The 24,301-nt window shown below is 67.5% G+C and carries 25 protein-coding genes and 1 pseudogene; 12 read left to right on the forward strand and 14 right to left on the reverse strand.

All coding sequences use genetic code 11. The features are described from left to right. Positions 1–31: 31 nt before the first annotated feature. Positions 32–1,123 (reverse strand): iron-siderophore ABC transporter substrate-binding protein, encoded by a 1,092-nt coding sequence (locus A9W95_RS20860; protein WP_067417174.1) that lies wholly within the window; start codon positions 1,121–1,123, stop codon positions 32–34. A 167-nt stretch (positions 1,124–1,290) separates the two neighbouring features. On the opposite strand from A9W95_RS20860, the gene ctaD reads away from it, so the two are divergent. The 8 genes from ctaD to A9W95_RS20900 all read left to right on the forward strand — a co-directional run bounded on the left by ctaD (position 1,291) and on the right by A9W95_RS20900 (position 9,757). Then, on the forward strand, positions 1,291–3,039 hold the full coding sequence (ctaD, locus tag A9W95_RS20865; protein WP_067417221.1) for a cytochrome c oxidase subunit I: 1,749 nt from the start codon (positions 1,291–1,293) through the stop codon (positions 3,037–3,039). Positions 3,040–3,064: 25 nt separating this feature from the next. Beyond that, entirely contained in the window at positions 3,065–4,300 is a 1,236-nt protein-coding gene (serB, locus tag A9W95_RS20870; RefSeq protein ID WP_067417177.1) for a phosphoserine phosphatase SerB, read from the forward strand. 118 nt (positions 4,301–4,418) lie between these two features. Further along, entirely contained in the window at positions 4,419–5,261 is an 843-nt protein-coding gene (locus A9W95_RS20875) for an ABC transporter ATP-binding protein (protein ID WP_067417180.1), read from the forward strand. After that, positions 5,258–6,076: an NUDIX hydrolase gene (locus A9W95_RS20880; RefSeq protein WP_067417183.1), complete on the forward strand. Its 819-nt coding sequence runs from the start codon at positions 5,258–5,260 to the stop codon at positions 6,074–6,076. Before A9W95_RS20875 ends, A9W95_RS20880 begins: the two co-directional genes overlap by 4 nt. Beyond that, positions 6,073–6,837, forward strand: coding sequence for an enoyl-CoA hydratase (locus A9W95_RS20885; protein ID WP_067417226.1), 765 nt, complete (start codon positions 6,073–6,075; stop codon positions 6,835–6,837). Before A9W95_RS20880 ends, A9W95_RS20885 begins: the two co-directional genes overlap by 4 nt. Before the next feature lie 10 nt (positions 6,838–6,847). Further along, positions 6,848–7,822, forward strand: coding sequence for a class I SAM-dependent methyltransferase (locus tag A9W95_RS20890; RefSeq protein ID WP_067417224.1), 975 nt, complete (start codon positions 6,848–6,850; stop codon positions 7,820–7,822). Beyond that, positions 7,780–9,000 carry a class I SAM-dependent methyltransferase gene (locus tag A9W95_RS20895; RefSeq protein ID WP_082983239.1) on the forward strand — a complete coding sequence of 407 codons (1,221 nt, stop codon included), beginning with the start codon at positions 7,780–7,782 and terminating at the stop codon, positions 8,998–9,000. The genes A9W95_RS20890 and A9W95_RS20895 overlap by 43 nt, the downstream gene beginning before the upstream one ends. A gap of 73 nt (positions 9,001–9,073) precedes the next feature. Beyond that, positions 9,074–9,757, forward strand: a complete 684-nt coding sequence (locus A9W95_RS20900) for an esterase (protein WP_067417185.1) — start codon at positions 9,074–9,076, stop codon at positions 9,755–9,757. Between the two features lie 3 nt (positions 9,758–9,760). On the opposite strand, the gene A9W95_RS20905 is transcribed toward A9W95_RS20900, so the two are convergent. Next, a complete protein-coding gene (locus A9W95_RS20905) occupies positions 9,761–11,062 on the reverse strand; it encodes a PQQ-binding-like beta-propeller repeat protein (RefSeq protein WP_067417232.1) in 1,302 nt (433 codons plus the stop codon). A gap of 152 nt (positions 11,063–11,214) precedes the next feature. Here A9W95_RS20905 and A9W95_RS20910 point away from each other — a divergent pair, with 152 nt between their 5' ends. Continuing rightward, positions 11,215–11,952 carry an acyltransferase gene (locus A9W95_RS20910; protein WP_067417189.1) on the forward strand — a complete coding sequence of 246 codons (738 nt, stop codon included), beginning with the start codon at positions 11,215–11,217 and terminating at the stop codon, positions 11,950–11,952. A gap of 3 nt (positions 11,953–11,955) precedes the next feature. On the opposite strand, the gene A9W95_RS20915 is transcribed toward A9W95_RS20910, so the two are convergent. From A9W95_RS20915 to A9W95_RS20930, 4 genes are all read right to left on the reverse strand, one after another. Continuing rightward, positions 11,956–12,510, reverse strand: coding sequence for a DUF4333 domain-containing protein (locus tag A9W95_RS20915; RefSeq protein WP_067417190.1), 555 nt, complete (start codon positions 12,508–12,510; stop codon positions 11,956–11,958). 131 nt (positions 12,511–12,641) lie between these two features. Then, entirely contained in the window at positions 12,642–13,973 is a 1,332-nt protein-coding gene (locus A9W95_RS20920; protein ID WP_067417193.1) for a deoxyribodipyrimidine photo-lyase, read from the reverse strand. A gap of 9 nt (positions 13,974–13,982) precedes the next feature. After that, entirely contained in the window at positions 13,983–14,462 is a 480-nt protein-coding gene (locus A9W95_RS20925) for a TspO/MBR family protein (RefSeq protein WP_067417195.1), read from the reverse strand. Continuing rightward, complete coding sequence (locus A9W95_RS20930) at positions 14,459–16,543, reverse strand: MMPL family transporter (RefSeq protein ID WP_067417235.1); 2,085 nt, start codon at positions 16,541–16,543, stop codon at positions 14,459–14,461. The genes A9W95_RS20925 and A9W95_RS20930 overlap by 4 nt, the downstream gene beginning before the upstream one ends. Before the next feature lie 117 nt (positions 16,544–16,660). Between A9W95_RS20930 and fni the strand changes: the two genes are divergently transcribed. Together fni and A9W95_RS20940 are read left to right on the forward strand one after the other, a co-directional pair. Continuing rightward, positions 16,661–17,683: a type 2 isopentenyl-diphosphate Delta-isomerase gene (fni, locus tag A9W95_RS20935; protein WP_172826676.1), complete on the forward strand. Its 1,023-nt coding sequence runs from the start codon at positions 16,661–16,663 to the stop codon at positions 17,681–17,683. A gap of 11 nt (positions 17,684–17,694) precedes the next feature. Continuing rightward, a complete protein-coding gene (locus tag A9W95_RS20940; RefSeq protein WP_067417201.1) occupies positions 17,695–18,945 on the forward strand; it encodes a glycosyltransferase in 1,251 nt (416 codons plus the stop codon). Positions 18,946–18,952: 7 nt separating this feature from the next. On the opposite strand, the gene A9W95_RS20945 is transcribed toward A9W95_RS20940, so the two are convergent. The 4 genes from A9W95_RS20945 to A9W95_RS20960 all read right to left on the reverse strand — a co-directional run bounded on the left by A9W95_RS20945 (position 18,953) and on the right by A9W95_RS20960 (position 20,566). Further along, a complete protein-coding gene (locus tag A9W95_RS20945) occupies positions 18,953–19,453 on the reverse strand; it encodes a MarR family winged helix-turn-helix transcriptional regulator (protein WP_067417239.1) in 501 nt (166 codons plus the stop codon). A gap of 147 nt (positions 19,454–19,600) precedes the next feature. After that, on the reverse strand, positions 19,601–19,939 hold the full coding sequence (locus tag A9W95_RS20950) for a DUF3140 domain-containing protein (protein WP_067417204.1): 339 nt from the start codon (positions 19,937–19,939) through the stop codon (positions 19,601–19,603). A gap of 19 nt (positions 19,940–19,958) precedes the next feature. Then, positions 19,959–20,174, reverse strand: coding sequence for a DUF2945 domain-containing protein (locus tag A9W95_RS20955; protein ID WP_067417206.1), 216 nt, complete (start codon positions 20,172–20,174; stop codon positions 19,959–19,961). A 2-nt stretch (positions 20,175–20,176) separates the two neighbouring features. Then, positions 20,177–20,566 carry a hypothetical protein gene (locus A9W95_RS20960; RefSeq protein WP_067417242.1) on the reverse strand — a complete coding sequence of 130 codons (390 nt, stop codon included), beginning with the start codon at positions 20,564–20,566 and terminating at the stop codon, positions 20,177–20,179. A gap of 204 nt (positions 20,567–20,770) precedes the next feature. On the opposite strand from A9W95_RS20960, the gene A9W95_RS20965 reads away from it, so the two are divergent. Beyond that, positions 20,771–21,022 (forward strand): hypothetical protein, encoded by a 252-nt coding sequence (locus A9W95_RS20965; protein ID WP_067417209.1) that lies wholly within the window; start codon positions 20,771–20,773, stop codon positions 21,020–21,022. On the opposite strand, the gene A9W95_RS20970 is transcribed toward A9W95_RS20965, so the two are convergent. The 4 genes and pseudogenes from A9W95_RS20970 to A9W95_RS26980 all read right to left on the reverse strand — a co-directional run. Continuing rightward, the gene (locus A9W95_RS20970) at positions 20,998–22,005 is read right to left on the reverse strand and encodes a DUF5914 domain-containing protein (protein ID WP_067417211.1); all 1,008 of its coding nucleotides are present in this window, start codon (positions 22,003–22,005) and stop codon (positions 20,998–21,000) included. The genes A9W95_RS20965 and A9W95_RS20970 overlap by 25 nt on opposite strands. Further along, positions 22,005–23,522 (reverse strand): NAD(P)/FAD-dependent oxidoreductase, encoded by a 1,518-nt coding sequence (locus tag A9W95_RS20975; protein WP_067417213.1) that lies wholly within the window; start codon positions 23,520–23,522, stop codon positions 22,005–22,007. Before A9W95_RS20975 ends, A9W95_RS20970 begins: the two co-directional genes overlap by 1 nt. Continuing rightward, the gene (locus A9W95_RS20980; protein ID WP_067417216.1) at positions 23,519–24,238 is read right to left on the reverse strand and encodes a class I SAM-dependent methyltransferase; all 720 of its coding nucleotides are present in this window, start codon (positions 24,236–24,238) and stop codon (positions 23,519–23,521) included. Before A9W95_RS20980 ends, A9W95_RS20975 begins: the two co-directional genes overlap by 4 nt. After that, positions 24,225–24,301: pseudogene (locus tag A9W95_RS26980) on the reverse strand (lycopene cyclase domain-containing protein); the annotation flags it as partial. The gene A9W95_RS20980 and the pseudogene A9W95_RS26980, both read right to left, overlap by 14 nt.

The raw sequence follows: 24,301 nt of genomic DNA on the forward strand, positions 1-24,301 counted from the left end.
AGGGATCCTCGCCAATTCGGCGGGCCACGCGCTAGTTGATCGGGGCGTTGATCCAGCGCAGGTCGTCGACGATGCCGCGCGCGGCGATCACGCCTTCACCGGTCTGCCAGATCTCGTCGTTGACGACGAATACCCGGTTGTCGCGGTTGGCCGACAGCCGGCGCCAGGGGCCGCTGTCGAAGACGGTGGCCGCACGTTCGGCGGCGGCGGGAGACGCGCACGACACATAAACGATGTCGGCGTCGGCCGCCGAGAAGTCCGGTCCCTTCGCCAGGTCGGCGTCGGTGGCGCCCAGTTCGATATACGGCTTGTCGGTGAACCGTTGGGCGGGGGGCCGGTCCACGCCGACGGCGGTCAGCACACTGGCCGGGAAATTGTTGGCCCCGTAGACCCGCACGGTCGTGGTGGTCAGCTGGACGATCGACGCCTGGAAGTGGGCGGCATCCCGCTTGGCGCCGATGTCCGTCGCGCGCTGGGTGAAGGCGGCGAGCAGCGCGTCGGTGGCGGCGCTGCGCGCGGTCGCGGCGCCCACGCCGCGCACGTTGTCCTGCCACGCCGCGCCGGGCGCCGCGGTGAAGACTGTCGGCGCGATCGCCGACAATTGCGGGTACAGCGCCGGCGTCAGAAACCGCGAGCCCAGAATCAGATCGGGATGCGCGGCCGCGATCGCCTTCAGATCGGGCGCGCTGCGGGTGCCCACGCCCGGCAGGCCATGCACCACTGCGCCCAGGTAGAAGGGCTGGCTCGAGGAGCCCTCGGGCAATGCCGCACCCACCACCCGGGATTGCAGACCTAGCGCACACAGTGTGTCGAGTTGGTCACCGGAGAGCACCACGATGCGTTGCGGGTCCGCCGGCACCTGAGCGACGTCGGGGGTGACGCCGGCAGCGTTGCGCGCCGGCCGGGTGGGCGGCCCGGGGTCCGGTGCGGCCGCGTCACGGGCGCAGGATTGGTCGGCGTGGCGGTCATTGCCCAGCACGCCGGCCCCGGCGATCTGCGTGGTCGGGTTGACCAGCGACCGCGACGCGGTGGGCGGCTGATCCGAGCCACAACCGGTGGCGGTGACCAGCCCGATTGCCGCTGCGGCGGCGAGCACTATGGGTCGCCTTGCGCCGAATCGCACGGCTTTGACGGTAACACCTCACCACCTGGGCCAGCGGTTCACGGAAGCCCCCGCGGCGGCGTTTACGACAGTTTGTAGGACCACACCCACCGCCCACCTGATCGCGGGCTAAGATTCGAACAAGTAAGACCTTTGCGCCTTGTCCGGATGGATGTTTGGAGGAGCAGTTGACCGCCGAAGCCCCCCCGTTGGGAGAACTCGAGGCCGTCCGTCCGTACCCGGCCCGGATGGGTCCCAAAGGGAACCTCGTCTACAAGCTGATCACCACGACCGATCACAAGCTGATCGGCATCATGTATTGCGTTACCTGCTTCGTCTTCTTCTTCATCGGCGGGTTGCTCGCGTTGTTCATGCGCGCGGAATTGGCCGCACCGGGACTGCAGTTCCTGTCCAACGAGCAGTACAACCAGCTGTTCACCATGCACGGCACGATCATGCTGCTGTTCTATGCCACCCCGATCGTGTTCGGCTTCGCCAACCTGGTGCTGCCGCTGCAGATCGGCGCACCCGACGTGGCCTTCCCCCGGTTGAACGCGTTCTCGTTCTGGCTCTTTTTGTTCGGCGCCACCATCGGTATGGCCGGCTTCATCACTCCCGGCGGTGCCGCCGACTTCGGTTGGACCGCCTACACCCCGCTGACCGACGCCGTGCACTCACCCGGGCCCGGCGGTGACCTGTGGATCATGGGCCTGATCGTCGCCGGTCTGGGCACCATCCTGGGCGCGGTGAACATGATCACCACCTGTGTGTGCATGCGCGCGCCGGGCATGACGATGTTCCGGATGCCGATCTTCACCTGGAACATCCTGGTGACGTCGATCCTGGTGCTGATCGCCTTCCCGCTGCTGACCGCCGCGTTGTTCGGCTTGGCCGCCGACCGGCACCTCGGAGCCCACGTGTATGACGCGGCCAACGGCGGCGTCCTGCTGTGGCAGCACCTGTTCTGGTTCTTCGGGCACCCCGAGGTGTACATCATCGCGCTGCCGTTCTTCGGGATCATCACCGAAGTCATCCCGGTGTTCTCCCGCAAGCCGATCTTCGGCTACACCACCCTGGTCTACGCGACGCTGTCGATCGCGGCGCTGTCGGTGGCGGTGTGGGCGCACCACATGTTCGCCACCGGAGCGGTGCTGCTGCCGTTCTTCTCATTCATGACCTACCTGATCGCGGTGCCGACCGGAATCAAGTTCTTCAACTGGATCGGCACGATGTGGAAGGGCCAGTTGACCTTCGAGACACCGATGCTGTTCTCGGTCGGCTTCCTGGTCACATTCCTGCTCGGTGGCCTGACCGGTGTGCTGCTGGCCAGCCCGCCGCTGGACTTCCACGTGACCGACACCTACTTCGTCGTCGCGCACTTCCACTACGTGCTGTTCGGCACCATCGTGTTCGCCACCTACGCCGGCATCTACTTCTGGTTCCCCAAGATGACCGGCCGGCTGCTCGACGAGCGACTGGGCAAGCTGCACTTCTGGCTGACCTTCATCGGCTTCCACACCACCTTCCTGGTGCAGCACTGGCTGGGCGACCTGGGCATGCCGCGCCGCTACGCCGACTACCTGCCCACCGACGGCTTCCAGCCCTACAACATCGTCTCCACCGTCGGAGCATTCATCCTGGGCGCGTCGATGATCCCGTTCGTGTGGAATGTGTTCAAGAGCTGGCGCTACGGCGAAGTGGTCACCGTGGATGACCCGTGGGGCTACGGCAACTCGCTGGAGTGGGCGACCAGTTGCCCGCCGCCGCGGCACAACTTCACCGAGCTGCCCCGCATCCGCTCGGAGCGGCCGGCGTTCGAGTTGCACTACCCGCACATGATCGAACGACTTCGCGCAGAGGCGCACGTCGGGAAACACCCCACGGCGTTCGAGTCACCGGAAGGCTTCGGCCCACGGACGGAGCCGGACCGCAATTAATGGACCGTCCCGACGGTAATTTCGGGTGAGCGCACCGGCCAAGGTGTCGGTGTTGATCACCGTCACCGGCGTTGACCAGCCCGGGGTGACCTCTGCGCTGTTCGAGGTGCTCTCACGCCACGGCGTGGAGTTGCTCAACGTCGAACAGGTGGTGGTCCGGCGCCGCCTGACCCTGGGTGTGCTGGTCTCTGCTGCGCTGGACGACGGCGCCGTCGACGCCTTACGCGACGACGTCGAAGCGGCCATTCACGAGCAGGGGCTCGACGTCACCGTCGAGCGCAGCAACGCCGTGCCGATAATCCGGGAACCGTCGACGCACACCATCATCGTGCTCGGCCGCCCGATCACCGCCGGCGCTTTCGGGGCGGTGGCCCGGGAGGTCGCCGGCCTCGGGGTCAACATCGACTTCATCCGCGGCGTCTCGGACTATCCGGTCACCGGATTGGAGCTGCGGGTTTCCGCGCCGCCGGGAGTCGGGGGGGCGCTGCAGAGCGCCCTGACCAAGCTGGCCGCCGACGAACACGTCGATGTGGCCGTCGAAGACTACGGCTTGGCGTGGCGCACCAAACGGCTCATCGTGTTCGATGTCGACTCGACTTTGGTGCAGGGCGAGGTCATCGAGATGCTGGCCGCCCGGGCCGGCGCCCTGGGCACGGTCGCGGCCATCACCGAGGCCGCCATGCGCGGTGAGCTGGATTTCGCCGAGTCGTTGCAGCAGCGGGTTGCCACCTTGGCCGGGTTGCCCGCCACCGTCATGGACGAGGTCGCCGCCCAGCTCGAGCTGATGCCTGGTGCCCGCACCACGCTAAGGACGTTGCAGCGCTTGGGATTTCGGTGCGGTGTGGTCTCCGGCGGCTTCCGGCGCATCATCGAACCCTTGGCGCGCGAGCTCAATTTGGACTACGTCGCGGCCAACGATCTGGAGATCGTCGACGGCGTCCTCACCGGCCGGGTGATCGGGCCGATCGTCGACCGGCCCGGCAAGGCGATGGCGCTGCGCGAATTCGCCGACCGGTTCGGGGTGCCAATGCAACAGACGGTCGCCGTCGGCGACGGTGCCAACGACATCGACATGCTGGCCGCGGCGGGCATGGGCATCGCCTTCAATGCCAAGCCGGCGTTGCGTGCGGTGGCCGACGCGTCGCTCAGCCACCCCTACCTGGACACCGTGTTGTTCTTGTTGGGGGTCACCCGCGGTGAGATCGAAGCCGCCGACGCCGCCGACGGGGTGCTGCGTCGCGTCGAGATTCCCGCCGACTAGCCGGGCCGAGCAGACGCAAAATCGCATCAATTGCGGCGATTTCGTGCGACTTTGCGTCTGCTCGCGGGGGTGGTGACCCGGCAGCCTTTCCCATGCCCCGGTACGGCACGATGGTCGGGTGCCCGAGAACGGCGAATACGAGGCCGACCCCGACCTGCTGATCGACTTCCGGAACGTCTCGCTGCGCCGCAACGGCCGCGTACTGGTCGGGCCGCTGGATTGGGCTGTCGAACTCGACGAACGCTGGGTGATCATCGGCCCCAACGGCGCGGGCAAGACGTCGCTGCTGCGCATCGCCGCCGCCTCCGAGCATCCGACCACCGGCGTGGCGTTCGTCCTGGGGGAGCGGCTGGGCCGGGTCGACGTCTCGGAGCTACGGGCCCGAATCGGATTGAGCTCGTCGTCGCTGGCACAGCGGGTGCCCAGCGACGAAGTGGTGCGCGACCTGGTGGTGTCGGCCGGTTATTCGGTGCTGGGCCGGTGGCGGGAACGGTACGAAGACATCGACTACCAGCGCGCTGTCGACATGCTGGAAAGCCTGGGCGCCGAGCATCTGGCCGAACGCACCTACGGCACCCTGTCCGAAGGCGAGCGCAAGCGGGTGTTGATCGCCCGCGCGCTGATGACCGACCCCGAACTGCTGCTGCTCGACGAACCCGCCGCCGGTTTGGACCTGGGCGGCCGAGAAGAACTGGTCGCCCGGCTGGCCGACCTGGCCGCCGACCCCGACGCGCCGGCTCTGGTCCTGGTCACCCACCACGTAGAGGAAGTCCCGCCCGGGTTCAGCCACTGCCTGCTGCTGTCGGAGGCGCAGGTCGTGGCATCGGGGTTGCTGCCCGAGGTGTTGACGGCCGAGAACCTGTCGGCGGCGTTCGGGCAGCGCATCGCGCTCGACGTTGTGGACGGGCGCTACTTCGCCCGCCGGGTGCGCACCCGAGCAGCTCACCGGAGGCAGTCATGAACGAACCGCACGTGCCGCTCACCCCTCGGCCCGCGGCGACCGTGATGCTGGTGCGTGACACCGCCGACGGCTTGCACATCTTTCTCATGCGTCGGCACTCGGCCATGGAGTTCGCGCCCGGGGTGATCGTGTTTCCCGGCGGCGGCGTCGACGACCGCGACCGCAACGCCGATATCGCCTGGGCCGGACCGTCGCCGCAGTGGTGGGCGCAGCGCTTCGGTATCGAACCCGACCTGGCCGAGGCGCTGGTCTGTGCCGCCGCGCGCGAAACCTTCGAGGAATCCGGCGTGCTGTTCGCCGGCCCCGCCGACGACCCGGACGGCATCGTCAAAGACGCGTCGGTCTACGGCGACGCCCGCAGCGCGCTCGCCGATCGGACGCTTTCCTTCGCCGACTTCCTGCGGCGGGAGAACCTGGTGTTGCGCTCGGATCTGCTGCGGCCGTGGGCGAACTGGGTCACGCCCGAGGCTGAACGCACCCGCCGCTACGACACCTACTTCTTCGTCGCCGCCCTCCCCGAGGGACAACGCGCCGACGGCGAGAACACCGAATCCGACCGGGCCGGATGGGCGCTGCCTCAGGACGCCATCGCCGACTTCGAGGCCGGCCGCAACGTACTGTTGCCGCCGACCTGGACCCAGCTCGACTCGCTGGCCGGCCGCACAGTAGCCGAGGTACTGGCCGTCGAGCGCCAGATCGTGCCGGTGCAGCCCAACCTGGAAAAGCGCGGCGACAATTGGGTTTTCGAGTTCTTCGATTCCGACCGCTATCACGCGGCGCGCAAAGCGGGCGGCTTTATGGGGTGGCCCCTTTGAACGAGTTCGTGCACGTCGTGGTCAGCGACGGCACCCAGGACGCCGGGCTGGCAATGCTGCTGCTGTCGCGCCCGCCCACCAACGCGTTGACCCGTCAGGTCTACCGGGAGATCACCGCCGCGGCCGCCGAGCTGGGCCGCCGCGACGACGTCGCGGTCGTCATCCTGTTCGGCGGCCATGAGATCTTCTCCGCCGGAGACGACATGCCCGAACTGCGGACCCTGACCCCGGCTGAGGCCGCCACCGCCGCGCGGGTGCGCCGCGAAGCCATCGACGCCGTGGCGGCGATCCCGAAACCGACCGTCGCCGCCATCACCGGATATGCGTTGGGCGCCGGGTTGACGCTGGCGCTGGCGGCCGATTGGCGGGTCAGCGGCGACAACGTGAAATTCGGCGCTACCGAAATCTTGGCGGGACTGGTGCCCGGCGGCGGAGGCATGGCCCGGCTGACCCAGGTCGCCGGCCCCAGCCGGGCCAAGGAACTGGTATTCAGCGGACGCTTCTTCGACGCCGAGGAGGCGCTGACCCTCGGCCTGATCGACGACATGGTCGCCCCCGACGACGTCTACGACGCCGCGGCGCAGTGGGCGCGGCGGTTTCTGGACGGCCCCGCGCCGGCCCTGGCCGCGGCCAAGGCCGGCATCAACGACGTCCTGGATCTGGGACCGGCCGAGCGGATCGCCGCCGAAGGGCGCCGCTACGTCGAAGTCTTCGCCGCTGGTCACGGTGGTGGCCAGCAGGGCGGCGGCGACGGCGGTTAGGCTGCCCTGCATGACGACGAGTTCGACCGACGCCGCTCCCAACCCGCACGCGACCGCCGAGCAGGTCGAAGCCGCCCGCCAGGACAGCAAGCTGGCCCAGGTGCTCTACCACGACTGGGAAGCCGAAAATTACGACGAGAAGTGGTCCATCTCCTATGACCAGCGCTGCGTCGACTACGCCCGCGGGCGCTTCGACGCGATCGTGCCCGACGAGGTCATCCGGGAACTTCCCTACGACCGCGCCCTGGAATTGGGCTGCGGCACCGGGTTCTTCTTGCTCAACTTGATCCAGGCCGGGGTCGCTCGCCGCGGTTCGGTCACCGACCTGTCGCCCGGCATGGTGAAGGTCGCCACCCGCAACGGGCAGTCGCTGGGGCTGGACATCGACGGCCGAGTGGCCGACGCCGAAGGAATCCCTTACGAGGACAACACTTTCGACCTGGTGGTCGGCCACGCCGTGCTGCACCACATCCCCGACGTGGAGTTGTCCCTGCGTGAGGTGATCCGGGTGCTCAAGCCGGGCGGTCGATTCGTCTTCGCCGGTGAACCGACCAACGTGGGCAACGAATACGCCCGCACGTTGTCCACGCTGACCTGGCGCGTCGCCACCAATGTGACCAAATTGCCCGGTCTGGGCGGCTGGCGGCGCCCGCAGGAGGAACTCGACGAATCCTCGCGCGCCGCGGCGCTGGAAGCCGTCGTCGACCTGCACACCTTCAGCCCGCAGGACCTGGAGCGGATGGCCACCAACGCCGGCGCGGTCCAGGTCGAGACGGCCAGCGAAGAGTTCACCGCCGCGATGTTCGGTTGGCCGGTGCGCACCTTCGAAGCCTCGGTGCCGCCGGGGCGACTGGGTTGGGGCTGGGCGAAGTTCGCATTCAACGGCTGGAAGGCGCTGAGCTGGGTGGACGCCAACATCTGGCGGCACGTCGCACCCAAGGGCTGGTTCTACAACGTGATGGTGACCGGGGTCAAACCCTCCTGAGCGTCAGCTTCACCGTCGACGACGTCACCTACCTGCGCTCGGAGTCGGGCGCCGAGGCCCTACACCAGGTTGCGGCTCTCGAGCTGACCGACGCCACCCGCATCGGCGACACCGCGGCCGTGCGGGCCCGCTTCGGTGACCGCGCGCCGATTCTGGTGGAGACGACGCTGCTGCGCCGGCGCGCCGCGGTCAAACTCGGCGGGCTCGGCGACGTCTCGGGCTGGTTGTTCACCGACGAGGCGGTGCAGCAGGCCACGGTGGCCGAAGTGGCCCACCACCGGGCCGCCCGGTTGGCCGGTCGGGTCGTCCATGACGCCACTTGTTCCATCGGCACCGAACTGGCCGCCTTGCGCGGCCCGGCGGCCCAAGCCGTGGGAAGCGACCTCGACCCGGTGCGGCTGGCGATGGCCCGCCACAACCTGGGTGGCGGCGTCGTCCTGTGCCGCGCCGACGCCTTGCACCCGGTGACCCGCGAGGCGGTCGTCGTCGTCGACCCGGCGCGGCGCAGCCAGGGGCGCCGCCATTTCCGCCCGGCCGATTACCAGCCCGCGCTCGGCCCGTTGCTGGACACCTACCGAGGGCGTGATCTAGCCGTAAAGTGTTCTCCCGGAATCGATTTTGCTCAAGTCGGCGAACTCGGTTTCGAAGGGGAGATCGAGGTGACGTCCTACCGCGGGTCGGTGCGCGAAGCGTGCCTGTGGACCGGCGGCCTGGCCGAGCCGGGGGTGCGGCGGCGCGCCAGCATCCTCGACCGCCAAGAGCAGATCACCGACCGCGAGCCCGACGACTGCCCGGTCCGCCCCGCCGGGCGTTGGATCGTCGACCCCGACGGTGCCGTGGTGCGGGCCGGTCTGGTGCGCCATTACGCCGCCCGGCACGGGGTGTGGCAGCTCGATCCCGACATCGCCTACCTGTCCGGTGACCGCTTGCCGCCTGGGGAGCGGGGCTTCGAGGTGCTCGACCAACTCGCGTTCGACGAGCGCCGGCTGCGTCAGACGCTGACGGCCATGGACTGCGGGACGCTGGAGATCTTGGTCCGCGGGGTCGGGGTTGACCCGGACGCGCTGCGCCGGCGGCTGCGGCTGCGCGGCAGCCGAGCCCTGTCGGTGGTGATCGCGCGCATCGGCTCCGGTACCGCCGGTACCGCGAAGGCGTACGTTTGCTCGGCCACTTGGTAACGCTTGGGTACGCTGACGGCGATTACCTTATGTGGCGCTACAGCCCTTGTCGTCTGCGAGGACAGTTCGAACAATGCGTTATCTCATAGCGGCCGCCGCGCTGACGGTCGCGGTCGTGACCGGTTGGCCCGCGGCGGCCGCGCCGCCGTCGTGCGCCAGCCTGGGCGGTTCGGTGGACGCCGGTCAGATGTGCCATCTGCACGCCACGGCGCCGACCTACACCCTGGACATGAATTTCCCGGTCGACTACCCCGACCAGCAGGCGCTCACCGACTACATCACGCAAAACCGCGACGGGTTCATCAACGTGGCGCAGGGGTCCGGGCGCCGCGACCAGCCCTATCAGCTGGAGGCCACCACCGAGCAACGCAGCGCCGGCCAGCCGCCGCACAACACCCGCAGCGTCGTGCTCAAGATGTTCCAGGACCTGGGCGGCGCGCACCCGTCCACCTGGTACAAGGCCTTCAACTACAACCTCGGCACCAAGCAGCCCATCACCTTCGACACGCTGTTCGCGCCGGGGACCAACGCGCTGGACGCCATCTTCCCGGTGGTGCAGCGCGACCTGGAACGCCAGACCGGATTCGGCGCGGCGATCCTGCCGTCGTCGGGCCTCGACTCGACGCATTACCAGAACTTCGCCATCACCGACGACGAGCTGATCTTCTACTTCGCTCAGGGCGAGCTGCTGCCGTCGTTCGCCGGCGCCACCCAGGCGCAGGTGCCGCGCAGCGCCATCCCGCCGCTGGCGATCTAGCCGCTAAGCCGGGGCGAAGCTGTACACCTGGCCGTCGCTGGTGGCGGTCACCACCCGGCGGTCGGTGCCGACCGAGACCCCGACGGGATATCCGGTGGCCGCGGGCAACGGGTAGCTGTTCAGGGTCTGACCGTTGGCCGGGTTGAACGCCAGCAGCGACATGCCCGCACCGCCGTCTCGGGCGGGGCCCCCGACCACGCTGTAGCCGACGCCGCCACCGGCCAGGCTCGACGTCGTCAGCGGTGTGACATCCTCGCGGCGCCAGGCTTGGTCGGCGTGATCACCGGCGTCCCGGAACGCCGCCAGCCGGGTGTCGGGGCCGCCACCGGCTACGACCAGGCCCTGCGGCGTGACCGCCGGCGGGGTCTGGGCGAAAAAGCCCAACGGGACCGACCACTTCACTTTCCCGTCGGCCGCCCGCAGCGCCCATAACCGCTGGTCGCGACCGCTGACGTAGATCGTCTGCCCGTCGGCGGACAGCACCGGGCTGGCGATGACGCCCGCGCTGACGGCGTCGCTGGTCCACTCCCGCGACAGCAGAGGGTCCTGGCCGGGGTGGTATTTCAGCCCGACCAGTGTCGCGCCAGGCGCGGTCGGCTGCCAGACGCTGAGCACCACCGTCTGGCTGGCCGGCGAATACGCCGGGGCCGCCGCGACGGGGCAGCCGGGCCGGGCCGGCGCGCAGTCGGGCAAACCGCGAGAGGGGTCGCCGGGGTCGACGCCGTCCACCAGGTCCAGCGGACTGCCGACCACCTCGCCGCGGTGCGCGTCGAACGCGAGGACCTGTCCGAGGTGGGTGGTGATCAGCAACGTGCCGTCACCGAGAAACCGCGGGGTCAACGGCATGCCGATCACCGGCGCGCGCCAGCGGGTCCATTGGGTGACCGGGAAGGCGATCATCGCCCCCGGCTCACCGACGTAGAGGTTGTCGAAGCGGTCGAACAGCGCTCCGGCGAAGCCGCCGCCCTGCGCCAGCCGCAGACACCAACGCTGTCGGCCGCTGTTGTCGTTCTCCCACTCCATCAGCGAACAACCGGCGGGGGTTTGCGCGTTGATGGCCAGATAGCCCCGCGGGGTCAGCGCCGGCGCGGCCGCCAAACTGCCCTTGACCGAGCGGGTCCACGCCAGTGTCAGCTTGGTAGCGCCGTCAGTGGGGGTGTAGCTGCTGTTGGCGGCGTCGCCATATGGGGCCGACCAGCCCGTCGCGGGCGCCGCCTGCACCCACGAGTCGGTATTGCCGCACCCGCCGAGGGCAATCGTGAGCGCAGCGGCGACCACGGCCACCAGGAGACGTCGGGCAAGCACCTCGGTTTCCCAAATCCTTCCGCGGGCGTTCACCCCTGGGCAGCGATCGAGTACAGGTGAGGGTAACCCGCGGCGCCTTCTCGGCAGCCGATTGCCCGGCTGCTGCGCCCGCGATTCCGCCGCGCTTCGGCATGCGGTTAGGCTTTTCGGCCATGACGAGCATGTGGGGTGCACCGCTGCATCGCCGTTGGCGTGGCTCGCGGCTGCGGGACCCGCGCCAAGCCCAATTCCTCACCCTGGCATCCCTGAAATGGGTGTTGCGCAACCGTGCGTACACCCCGTGGTACCTGGTCCGCTACTGGCGGCTGCTGAAGTTCAAGCTGGCCAACCCGCACATCATCACCCGCGGCATGGTGTTCCTCGGCAAAGATGTGGAGATTCACGCCACGCCGGAACTGGCGCAGCTCGAGATCGGTCGCTGGGTGCACATCGGGGACAAGAACACCATCCGGGCCCACGAAGGCTCGCTGCGGTTCGGCGACAAGGTGGTGCTCGGGCGCGACAACGTCATCAACTGCTACCTGGACATTGAGCTCGGCGAGTCGGTGCTGATGGCCGACTGGTGCTACATCTGCGACTTCGACCATCGGATGGACGACATCACGCTGCCGATCAAAGACCAGGGCATCATCAAGAGTCCGGTGCGAATCGGCCCGGACACGTGGGTCGGCGTGAAAGTGACCGTGCTGCGCGGGACCTCGATCGGTCGCGGTTGTGTGCTCGGATCGCACGCGGTGGTGCGCGGCGTCGTGCCGGACTTCTCGATCGCGGTCGGCGCACCGGCCAAGGTGGTCAAGAACCGGCAGCTGTCCTGGGAGACGTCGGCGGCTCAGCGCGCGGAACTGGCTGCGGCCCTAGCCGATATCGAGCGCAAGAAGGCAGCGCACTAGCCGCTAGCTCGGTTCGGGATGGTCGTCGACCTTGAAGTCGAAGTTGACGTCGCCCGCGTCGACGGCGGTGACCGTCACGTTGACCCCGTACTTCTGGGTGCCGTCGGTCAGCTGGCAGCGCAGCGTCGCGCCCTGAAGCCCCTTGAGGTTGTCCGGGCAGGTCACCGCGTCAGGGCGCTGGCCCACCTGCTGGTAGAGCTTGTCGCTGATGATGCGAGCCACCTGGTCTTTGTCGACGGTCTCCACCATGTCGAATTTGACGTCTTTGCCGTCGACGCTGGTGACCGTGACGTTGACGTTGTAGGTGGCCTCCTTGACCTTCATCTCGCAGTTGAGCTGCGCGCCGACCTTGGCCGGCAGGTCACCGGGGCAGTTCACCGACTCCGGCTTATTGCCGGCAGCGTCGGTCATCTTGGCCGTGATCTGGCCGGCCACATCGTTTTTGCTGACCGCGTGCGCGGAGGACTTGCCGATCGAGAACGAGCAGGCGCCGACGCCGGCCACCAGGCCCGCGGCCGCACTTGCCACCATTAACGTTCGTCCGATCGAGCTAGCCATTTCGCCTCCCTGGCGTTAACCAACTGTGAGTCGGCTGATGATTGCATGCCAAGGCGCTTCGTGAATAGTGAATCGGCCGAAATGTTTGCTGGATGGCGCGGTCAGCGGAACGGTTGGCCAGCACGGGTGGGTCAGCCGATGCTGCTGTACCGACGTAGCGCTTCGGCGCGCTCGGCGCGGTGATCGACGATGGGTTCCGGATAACCTTGTGGTCGTTGGCCTTTCAGCAAGTGAGGGTCCTCGACGTCGCTTAGTTCGGTGACCCAGCGGCGAATGTAATCCCCGGACGGGTCGAACTTCTCTGCCTGCTTCGCCGGATTGAACACCCGGAAGTACGGGGCGGCATCAGTACCCGATCCCGCGCACCATTGCCAGCCATGCTGGTTGTTGGCCATATCGCCGTCGACAAGTTGCTCTAAAAACCATTCGGCGCCCCACTGCCACGGCAGGTGCAGGTCTTTGACCAAAAACGACGCGACGACCATCCGCACCCGGTTGTGCATGAACCCGATCTCACGCAATTGCCGCATCCCGGCGTCGACCAACGGAAATCCGGTTTGCCCGGCCTTCCAGGCTTCGAAACGACGCTTCGCCTCGGCGCCGGTATCCATTTCGATGAAGTCGAAGTCGCTGTTCCAGTTGCGCCATACGCTGGCCGGCCAGTGGTACAGCACGGCGGCATAAAAGTCGCGAAACGCCAACTCGCGCAGATAATTTCCAGCACTGCTGCGCTGCATGTCCAGGTTATCGACCATCGTCCGAGGATGGATGGTGCCGAACTTCAGATGCGCCGACATGCGACTGGTGCCGTGCCGATCCGGCCGGTTGCGGTCCTCGGCATAGCGGTTGAGCCCGTCGTCCAGGAACGCCGTCCACTGTGAGAGGGCCGCCGCCTCTCCGGCGGCCAAGTCAAGGGGGACACCCGGATCCGGCATGTCACAAGGTTCGACGCGGACTTCCCTGGGGTCAATCCAGCTGGCTGAAGCCGCACTGGTGTGCGCCGGCGGTCGCCAGCCGGTGTCGCGCCAGCTGTGGAAGAACGACGTGAATACCTTGTACGGCGTGCCATCGCTCTTGGTCACCCGACCGGGTGACACCAGATAGGGCGATCCCGTCGCCACCAGCGGCACCGAGCCCAGGGCCTGCCGTACCCGGTCGTCGCGTCGACGCCCGAACGGCGCAAAGTCCTCGGAGATGTGCACCGACGTCGCGCCGATGGCGTTGACCAGTTCAGGGATTCGCTGTTGGGGCAATCCGCGTGTGACCAGGAGCCGGCCGTTGAGGTCTTCGTTGAGTCGGCGCAGTGAATCGCCCAGAAACTGCAGCCGCCGCGGTCCGGAGGATGCTTCCAAGCGCGGGTCCAGGACGAAACAGGCGAGGACTTGTTCGCTTTCGGCGGCGGCGGCCAGGGCCGGCTGGTCGTGTAGTCGTAGGTCGCGGCGAAACCATAACAGTGCGGGCAAGATCCGGCCTTAACGGTTGAGCAGCCAGATGTGGGTGGACAGCACAGTGGCGAACCCACACCACAACGGATAGGGGAGCAGCGCCCGCCCGGCTCGCGGGTCGGCCTCGGCCGCCCTCCGGGCCAGATCGGCACTGCTGGCCGTGAGCGCGGCGGCCCCAAGTACTGAGGCGCCGAGTTTGTGCTGGCGAAAGAACAGCCAACTCCACCCGGCGTTGAGGATCAGGTTGGCGGCCAGCGCCGCGGTGTACGCACGCGACTTGTCCGGCTGTGCCGCCGTATTGAAGCGGTCGATGGCTACTGCCGAAGTGCCCGCTATGTCGGTATAAACCGTCGTCCACACCAGTGGAAAGACCACGCCGGGGGGCTGGTATGGCGGTTTGCGGATGCGTGCATACCACGCTGGGGTGCGTGCTGGGCTGGCGATGCTGCCGATACCGGCCGCCGCGGCGACGGCCAAACTGGTGGCGGCCAGAATCGACTTGTTCATGTTGTCTCCGTTCCGGTCTGGACTGCGGTGGACTGCAGAGCAGGGGCGGCGGGCCACCAGATGCGGTCGCCGATCAGGGCGAACAGCGCCGGTATCACGAGGGTGCGCACAACGAAGGTGTCGAGCAAAACACCGAGGCCGACGATGATGCCGAGTTGGGTCATCACAATCAGGGGTAACACCCCAAGTACCCAGAAGACCGCAGCTAAAACGACCCCAGCGCTGGTGATGACGCCGCCGGTGACCGACACCGCACGGATCATGCCGCTGCGAGCGCCCTGCTGCGCCGACTCCTCGCGGGCGCGGGTGACCAAGAAGATGGTGTAGTCCACGCCGAGGGCGGCCAGGAACAAGAACGCGAACAACGGCGTGCTGTTGTCCAACGCGGGAAATCCGAACGCGTGCAAGCTGACCCACGCGCCCAGTCCCAACGCGGCCAAGGCGCCCAGGATGGTGGCGAGTAACAGCAGCGGTGGTGCCAGCGCGGAGCGCAGCAGGACATACAACACCGCCAGGATGACGGCCAGGATCACCGGAATCAACAGGTGCCGGTCATGCGCGGCGGCGTCGCGCACGTCGAGCGCCTGCGCATCGGCACCGCCCACCATCGCATTGGCGCTGGCCGTATTGACCGAATGGCGCAGCGCGACAATCGTTTTGAAGGCCTGCTCGGACGACGGTGCAGCGTCGATTACCACCGACCACTTGGTCAGACCGGTCGCTGACTTACCTGCCTCGGTGACCGCGACGACGCCGGGCGTGGCGCTGATTGCCGCTGGCATCCCTGCCGATGCCGGGGCCACGACGACCGTCGGATTGACCGTGCCGGCCGGGAAGTGCTGGGAGACCACATCGTAACCGGCGACCGAATCGGCTTTGACTCGGAACTGCTCGGTCTGGGACAACCCGATGCGCGTGCCCAAGAGCCCACCGGCCAACGCCACCAGCACCGCGACGGTGACCGTCGCCACCAGCGCCGGGCGACGAGCGACCGATTGCGCCACTGCATGCCAGAACCCGTCGTCGTCGTTCGGGCTGTTTAGGTCAGAGCGGGGGACGAACGGCCAGAACAGTCTTCGGCCGAACACCGCCAGCAGCGGCGGCAGTACCACCAGCACTGAACCGGCCGCGACCAGGAGTCCGCACGCCGCCAGCGCACCCAGGCTGCGGGTACTCGGCGTCGAGGCGAAGAGCAGGGTCAGCAGTGCCAGTACCACTGTCGCGTTGCTGGCTACGATCGCCGGCCCGGCCATCCGCACCGCGCGACGCAGCGCGGCGCGGTGGTCGTCGTGGTGGCGAAGTTCTTGCCGGTAACGCGAAATCAGTAGCAGGGCGTAGTTGGTGCCGGCGCCGAACACCAGGACGCTGGTGATGCCGGCGGTGGACCCGTCGAAGCTCAAGCCTGTCGCTCCTGCTACGGCGGTTCCCACCGCCGTAGCAACCCGATCGGCGAACGCGATCACCAGCAGCGGCACCAGCCACAGCACCGGTGAGCGATAGGTGACGATCAGCAGCAACGCCACCACCGAGGCGGTCACCACCAGCAAGGTGATGTTGGCGTTGGTGAACGCGTTGGCGATGTCGGCCCCGAACGCCGGTCCGCCGGTGACGTGTGCCTTAAGCGCGGCGGGTAGGTCATGGTGAGCGGCGGTGCGCAGGTGGTGGACGGCGTCGCTGAGCGGCAGGCCGGACAAGTCAGCGCCGACCGGCACCAACCCGATGGCCGCTTTGCCGTCGGTGGAGGGCATCGCCGGTCCCGCTGGTGGCTCGCCGACCGCGGCCACGGCGTGCATCCGATTGCGGGTCTGATCGGCAGCGCCGATGTCGGCGGGAGTCAGTGCCGCCCCGTCGACTCGGGTGACCACCACGATGACCGGCGCCTGATTCCCACCGGGGAACTGCCGCGACAACTCGTCGACCTTCGCGGACTCCGCGGCGGTGGGGACCGATTGCGGGGCCTGGCCGGCTGCGGTATTAGCGCCGGTCAGCGCCGTGAAGGCCGACGCGAGCACCACGACGCCAACCGCGATGAGCCAGGACCGTCGGCCGGTTACCCCGGCGGCGAGACGCTCCCACAGCACCACGCTAGTCTTTCAGTTAGTTAAGTATTAATCAATTGAACGAAGTCCGAAGGACTGGATGATCGAAAAGCGGGCAGTATGGAGTTTGTGGACGAGCGACCTGCCGAGCACGGGCGGATGACGACGCGCAAGCGCCGTCACATCGACGTGTGCCTTGCCGAGCAGGTCAACTATGTCGGGCTCAGCACGGGACTGGACCGCTATGCATTGCCCTACAACGCGTTGACGCAGACCAACCTCGACGACATCGACTTGTCCACCTCCTTCCTGGGTGGCCGATTACAGGTGCCGCTGCTCATCGGTGCGATGACCGGCGGAGCGGAATTGTCGGGCACCATCAACCGCAACCTGGCCGCGGCCGCCCAACAGCTGGGTCTCGGGATGATGCTCGGCTCCCAGCGCATCATGTTGGACAGCGCATTGGGTGAGCAAGCCGCCGCCAGTTTCACCGTCCGCGAGGTTGCGCCGGACGTGTTGCTGTTCGGCAACATCGGCCTGTCCCAAGTGACGAAGGCCGCAGTCGACGACGTGGCCAAGGCGTTGGACCGAATCGGCGCCGATGTTCTTGCAGTGCATACTAATCCGCTGCAAGAAGCGATGCAGCACGACGGTGACACCGACTTCTCCGGGTCGATCGACCGGCTGCGCGAGGTGGCCGACGCGTTGGATTACCCGATCCTGCTGAAGGAGGTTGGGCACGGCATCGGGGCCGCGGCAGTCGCCGCCCTGACCGCCCACGGCGCCGAATTACCCGTTGCCGCAATCGACGTCGCAGGTGCGGGTGGCACCTCATGGTCACGTGTCGAACAGTTCGTCCGGTACGGGGAGCTGCGTTACCCCGACCTGGCCGACTGGGGTATTCCCACGGCGCAGGCCATCACCGAGGTGCGTGCGGCGCTGCCCGAGCTGCCGTTGGTTGCCTCTGGCGGAATTCGTACCGGGATGGACGCTGCCAAGGCGCTGGCCCTGGGTGCTGATGTCGTGGCGGTGGCCCGACCGCTGCTGGCGGCGGCGATCGAATCCGTTGGGGCAGTGCTGGACTGGCTTGAGCCGTTCGTCGAGGAACTGCGGGTGTGTCTGCATGGCTGCGGCGCCACGGATCTGCGCGCGTTACGCGACGTCCAGCTCATCCGCGTCTAGGTGGTCACGACGTGGCTGTGATACTTGCTTATGGTTCGCCCGCGCTCGGGCATCTGCTTCCCCTTGCGGCGTTGCTGCGTGAGCTCGCCCAGCGCGGCCACGAGGTGCACTTTCGCACCATGTCGGACGGGGTCGCGGCAATGCGCTCGGCCGGTCTGCATGCCGAGCCGGTGGACCCGCGGATCGAAGCTATCTTCGGAAACGACTGGACAGCGCGAAACGCGCTGGGAGTGTTGAAATTATCGATCGACGTGCTGTGCCGGCGAGCGGCGCTGGAAGTGGACGACCTGCGGCGGGCGATGGCCGCGGTCACCCCCGATGTGGTCATCGTGGACGCGAACTGCTGGGGCGCCATGTCGGTGGCCGATGCGGAAGGTGTGCCGTGGTTGGTGTTTTCGCCGTTTACGCCCTACCTGCGTTCCCGGGGAGTTCCGCCGTTCGGGCCGGGGCTGCGGCCGCTGCCCGGTGTCGTCGGTGATATCCGGGACGCGTCGATGCGGCCGTTCGTGTGGCATCTGTTCGACCGGCCGGTGTTGCCACGCGTCAACGCGATCCGGGGTGAGCTGGGGGTGTCGCCGGTGGCATCGGTGGATGAGTTCATGCGGCGCGCCCCGCTGCTGCTGGCGGCCGGCGGTGAGCCGTTCGAGTACCCGCACCCCGGCTGGGGAGATCTGGTGCACCACATCGGCGCATGCGTATTCGAGCCCGCACCGGTCAGCACGCCGGATTGGGTGACGGCCATCGATCGTCCCGTGGTGCTGGTCAACACCTCGTCCATCCGCCAGTTCGATGCGGCGCTGGGGCACACCGCATTGGTGGCGCTGGCCGATGAACCCGTTCACGTGGTGGCGACCTTTCCGGCCGGGGTGCCGAATGGCTTGCCCAAGACACCGAACGCGACGGTGCGCCAATTCGCCCCACATGCTTCGATACTCGAGCGCGCCGCGTGCGCCATCACGCATGGCGGGATGGGAACCACCCTCAAAGCCCTAGATCGCGGCGTACCCGTCTGCGTCGTACCGTTCGCGCGCGACCAGGCCGAAGTGGCCCGACGCGTGCAGGTGGCGAGGTGCGGCACCCGGCTGGCGCCCAAGCGACTGACCGCCCAACGGCTTCGCGCCCGGGTGCGCCAAGCGGTCACCATGAAAGACGGTGCCCGGAAAGTGGCCGCAGGTCTGGCCGCAACCGGTGGGGTGGCACGCGGAGCGGATCTGATCGAGCAGCGATTGCTCGGCTGTGCAGCCCAGCCGCAGGTGCGGTAGGCCGGGATCAGCGGCTGGCGCGGCGCCGGCCCGAGGCCGGGTCCCGCTGTGCGGCTGGCGGTTTGGCTTGTTCGGCGGCGAGTTTGGCTTCAAATGTCGCCATCGCGCTGATCATGGCGGCGAAAACGCGGTGCGCGGCAACCAGGTCGCGGTCGGGCAGGTCGGCCATGGCCGAGCGGACTTCGGTGCCCAGCGGCGTGAAGAAGGCCCGCGCCAACGCCATGCCGGGTTGCTCGTAGCGCAGCAACGACTTCCGTCGATCCACGGGATCGGGCTCGCGCCGGATGTGGCCGGCTTCGATCATTCGATCCACCAGGTAGGTGATGGCCGCGGGGGAGACGTCCATCCGCTGGCGCAACTGCGCCATGGTCAACGGCTGTCCGGCCGTTTCGGCGACCATGATGTGCAGTAACGCGTGGAAGTCGCTGCCGGTCACGTCGTGGCGGCGCGCGAAATGCCGACCGATTCGGTCAGATTGCGCGGTAAGAGCTCGCAGGTCGGCCGACATCAGCTGTTCGAGTTCGGCGCGGTCCAGTCGCCGATCTGCTGTGCCTTTGCTCACTTACCCGCATTCCTTTGTAGCGATACGCCGAACAGCGTAGCGGCCACCGCAAGTTCGGGCGAAGCGAACCGACCAGGCGTTGCTGTCTTGAGACTACGCTGATGACTTTTGCGGGTCGTGTCCCCAGTTCATCAGCGAGTAGCGCCAAGCGCTGTCGGCGATGTCGCCGTTGGGACGCTGCGCCAGGTGCCGCTTGGCATAGCCGACGACCTTGCGCATGTTGGCGTAGTCGTCGGAGGTCAAGTCGGCTCGCTTGGCGTGCAGGATGTCGACGATGCGGCGCCCGCTGGCGTGACCCGTCGACTCGTTGCCGCCCTGCTTTTGTCCGACGCTTTTGGACTCGTCGGTGTCGAGCCATTTCTCCAGCTCGCGCGCGGTCATGTTGACCACCTCGCGGAATTCTTTCCAAGTACTCTCGTCGTCGTCAGCCATGGGAAGTCCTCGCGGTCACTCAGTCGGTGGGGCGCAGCGCGCTCGGCTTGTGCACCGCGTCCTTGCCCGACTTGTCGCTGCGGACTTTGTACTGCGGTTCGTCTTTGGAAGCCTTGACCTTGCGTCCGGCGGCCTCGGTCTCCGAGGTGATCTTGCCCTCGACCTTGCCCTTGACCGTGTTGCCGTGGCTCTGCCACTCGACCTCGTCGCCCTTGTGGAATTCCTTGTCGGACATGTTCACTCCTTTGTTGTGTCCTCGGGTGTGGCGGTGTGCGCCGCGTGGCGTGAGGTACGCCGACGTTGCTTCATCTCGGCTTCGAAAACGTGGCGGCGTCCGTCGGTGAGTTGGGTACGCACCTGCCGTTCGATCTCCCGGAAACACCGGTAGTAGCCGTCGTCATACTCTTCGACGACCTGAAAGGTCCACCGCCCCGGCAGGACGTTGCGGCCGATCAGTTCCCGGCAGATGACCTCGGCCAGTTCGTTGTGTCCACCCTCGGCGAGCGTGCTGACCGCCTCGTCGAGTTGCAGATCAGCCCGACCCATCAGCTGGTGGAACGCGTACAAATGGCCGCGGGCACGCTCAACGGTCTCCAGGGCCTCGGACACCTTGCCCGCCGCCTGCACCGCGGTGTCGTCGGCGCCCGCCGGACGCCGCGCTAGGGACTGGTCCCTGTCACCAAGGTTGTCACCCCGCTCAACGCTCACTGTGGTCGGGTTCCCCGCCACGGGCCGTCGAACCCTGCACACCACCTATTTGTTCAGTTTCTTAATGTTTATGGGCACACCGTCGACGTTTTGCGCCTCCGGTCCCCGGGTACATGCGTCGCTGTGACGGTGAAAGAGGCGTCCCGGCGCGTGGTGCGTGGCGAGCAGAAGCTGTTGCGCCTGCAACGGCGGTTGTGGCTGGCGCAACTGGCCCTGTATCCGACCGCGGTGCTGGGTGCCGTCGGTGCGCTGGTGGTGGCGTGGCGGTTGTGGCAACGCAAGTCCGCCGCGCGGCATCTCCAGGCGACCCAGCCCTATGCGGCGGCACCGAGCGCTTCGCCCGCGGCCGATCAGGTGGCGGAGCGCACCACGTAGCGACGCTCCGCGTACGCAATGTCGTCGCGCCACAACCGGGTCGCGGCGTAGCGCATCAACGGTGAGATAGCCGGTGCGACTCGCAAGGCCTTCTTGAAGCCCGGGCGGTCCGAATGCGCGATCACGGCTTCCAACACCGCGGTGCGTGGCCGCCCGTCGGGCCCCAAACCCATTGGGGTCGCGTGGGTTTCTACGACGCTGCCGCTTCCCTCACCTTCCACGATGCGCATAACGATGGTGCGTGCGGTCGGACAGGTGAACTCGGCGATCACTGGCACACCGACCCGGCCGAGTCGGAAGGTCACCGCGACCAAAAATTGGTCGGACTCTTCGGTCGGCGTGGTGAGCACGTCGAGTCTGGTGAACGAATAGGGATGGAACCAGGCCCCATGCCAGGGATCGAGCCGGTTGGCGATGATGTCCGACGGTTCACACACGCCGACCAACCGGGTGACGGCGGCGACCGTGTCGCCGTTAGGCCGCATCGGGATCACCGGCTCGGCCAACGGCTCCTCGCCGCCCACCCGGTCCAGCCGCACCCACACCAGAGTGCCGTCGTCGTAACTGGGCAGCGGTTTCCAGCCGAACTCACGCGTCGTTCCGTCGAGCGCGAGCCCGTGCCACCGGCACACCAGCGCGCCGCACTCGATGACACCGGTGGCCAGATCCGCGCCCAGATGCGGGCAACTGCGCGGACCGACGCGTAGCCGGCGCTCTTGATCGCGCCACGCGACGATTTCCGCGCCGGCCACACGGGTCCCGAACGGCCGGTTGCAGCGCACCTCCCGACTCGCGGCGAAGGCATACCAGTTCCCGGTGGGCCGGCGCTGCGCCCGTTCCAGCGCGGCGTTGATGATGGCGGGTTGTGCTTCCCGGTACGTCGGGCGCTGCTCGGCCCAGGCGATGTGCGGAAGAGACTGAATGGGCCAGTCTTTGGGCCAATTAGTGGGCCGTAACTGGCGCAGCTGGTCGCGGATACTCATCAGGCAGTGGTTCTTTCACGATTGGCGAGCCAGCGCAGCGGTCGCGACCGGCCCCGCGTCGGTACGGTGTGCAGCGGATGCCCGGCCAGGCCCCACCGAGTCAGCAGGCGGTTGGCCGCCGCCCAGCCGGTGGTGGCGGCACGTTCCATGAGCGCGACGGGCAGGTCGATGCGGATGGCGTCCCCGGCCAGCACCAGACCCGCGTGTGGCGTGGCCAATGCGGGCCGGTCGAAGTAGGTTCCGGGCGCAAACAACGGGCAATCGCGGCGCTCCAAGACACGTTCACAAATAATCTGTGCGGCAATGGTTTCCGGGTAGATCCTATGCAACTGCCCTAGGGCGGCGGCACTGGATGGCGCCGACTGAAGCGCGTAGGAGTGCAACTCGACCACCGAGCCGCCGTGGGCGCGGGCCCAGCCGGCCGCTTCGTGCTCGTAGCGGTCGAGCACGCTGATGTTGTCCAGGGGTTCATGTCCGGAGGTGCCGAGGAATGGTGGCCGCCCAGGCGCGACGGGTCGGTCGAGCCACAACCGGTGCACGGCGAACGGTGGCGCGGTGCGCATCCGGGCGATTTGGGCCCGCCACTGATCACCGGCCAGGTCGGCCGACGCCGCGACGATTTGTTGCAGGCCGCCCACATCGGTGGCCAGCACCACCGCGTCGGCTTCGCTCTGCTCGCCGGAATCGGTGTGCACGCTGAAGGTTTCAGAGTCCGAGTCGATGCGCAGTACTTCGACCCCCAACTGGAACCGCGCGCCGCGCTGCTCGAGGTAGCGTTGCAGCGGCCGCCACAACGCAGTGTCGTAATTGGCGTTCGGAACATCGAAGATGAGGCCCTCACTGGAGCCCAGGAAGTAGATGTGGAACATGGTGGCCAACTCGGCGGCGGACAACTGCGTTGGGTCGGCGAAGAAGCTGCGGGAGAACACCTCGAAGGCGAGATGGCGTGCTGCTTCGGGGAACCGGATGTTCTTGAGAAACGTCTCGGCGTCCACGTGATCGAGGCGCAAATAGGTGTCCGGCACCGACACCGCCGCCAACGGGGCGGCCGCGCGCGCGTCGATATGGGTGAAGTCGCGCAACCGAAACGTGGGGCTGCGCGCGGCGAACGCCACCGCGTTCCACGGTGGTGTCTGGGGCAAGCCCCGGAAGGTGTCGCGCCGGCCGGCGCCGTCGATGAGTGGGTAGTCGTCGACCGGTGTCAGCGCACGCAGTTGCGGGTCGAACCGCCGAAGCAGGGTACGCAGGTTGTAGTACTGCCGGAAGAAAGCGTGGAAGCCGCGATTCATCGCGAGGTCCACACCGTCGTGTCGCTCGGTCCAACCGCCTACTCGCCCGCCCAGGTAGGGCTCGCGTTCCAGGACCTCGACGGCCACGCCGCGTTCGGCCAGCCCGGTGGCGGCGGTCAAGCCGGCGATGCCGCCGCCGATGACGATGGCCCGCGGACGCTTAGACAGTGCCTCGGCGTTCGGCAATCCGTCTGGCGCAGCGATCGTTTCACGACGGCGGTCGGTCATTGTGGCGCGTCCGCGAGGAAGGTGTGCACGATGTTGGCTTCCCAGCCGGGCACGGTTTCGCTGTGCACACCGGTGAACCCGGCGTCGGTGAGGCGTTGCCGGAACGCAGCCGCGCCATCGAAAGCCAGCACGCTGCGCCACAAGTAGCGGTAGAGCCCGGCGTCGCGGGTGCGCCACCAGCCCGCGGGGATGATGATGCCCCAGCACACGGCGTGCCAAATCCGGGTCGCCACAGCCGAATCGCGTACCGAGTACTCGTGCACGGCCAATGTGCCACCGGGTCGGAGCAGGTTGCGGAACTCCCGCAACTGGGCGTCCGGGTCGGCCAGATTGCGCACCAGGTAGGCGGCCAGGATGGCATCGAACGGTCCGGTGATGCCGTGCTCGGCCAGATCTTCGATGGGGGTGTGAACGAACCGAACGGAGGGGGGCCAGTCTTTGGCTTGCGCTGCCTCCAGCATTCCTCGCGAGGCGTCGACCGCGACGATCTGCGCCTCGGGGGCGACGGCGAGCAGTGCGGCAGTCGATGCACCGGTGCCGCACCCGGCATCCAACAGCCGTAACCCCTTGCCGCGATCAGGGATTCGCATACGCCGGGCGGACAAGTGCAAGGCGCTGTGATAGCCGGGATTGGCGCCTACCAGCTGGTCGTAGGCGGGGGCCCCAGCGTCGAAGGCGCTGAACAGGTCGCCCGCGCCCGCTTCACCGACGCGCACGTTGCCGTTCCCAGAGCAGCAGGACCGCGGTCACCAAAGCGAAGCCGAACAGGAAGTCTTCGA

It is taken from the genome of Mycobacterium sp. 1423905.2, assembly GCF_001673155.1.
Classification (GTDB): domain Bacteria; phylum Actinomycetota; class Actinomycetes; order Mycobacteriales; family Mycobacteriaceae; genus Mycobacterium.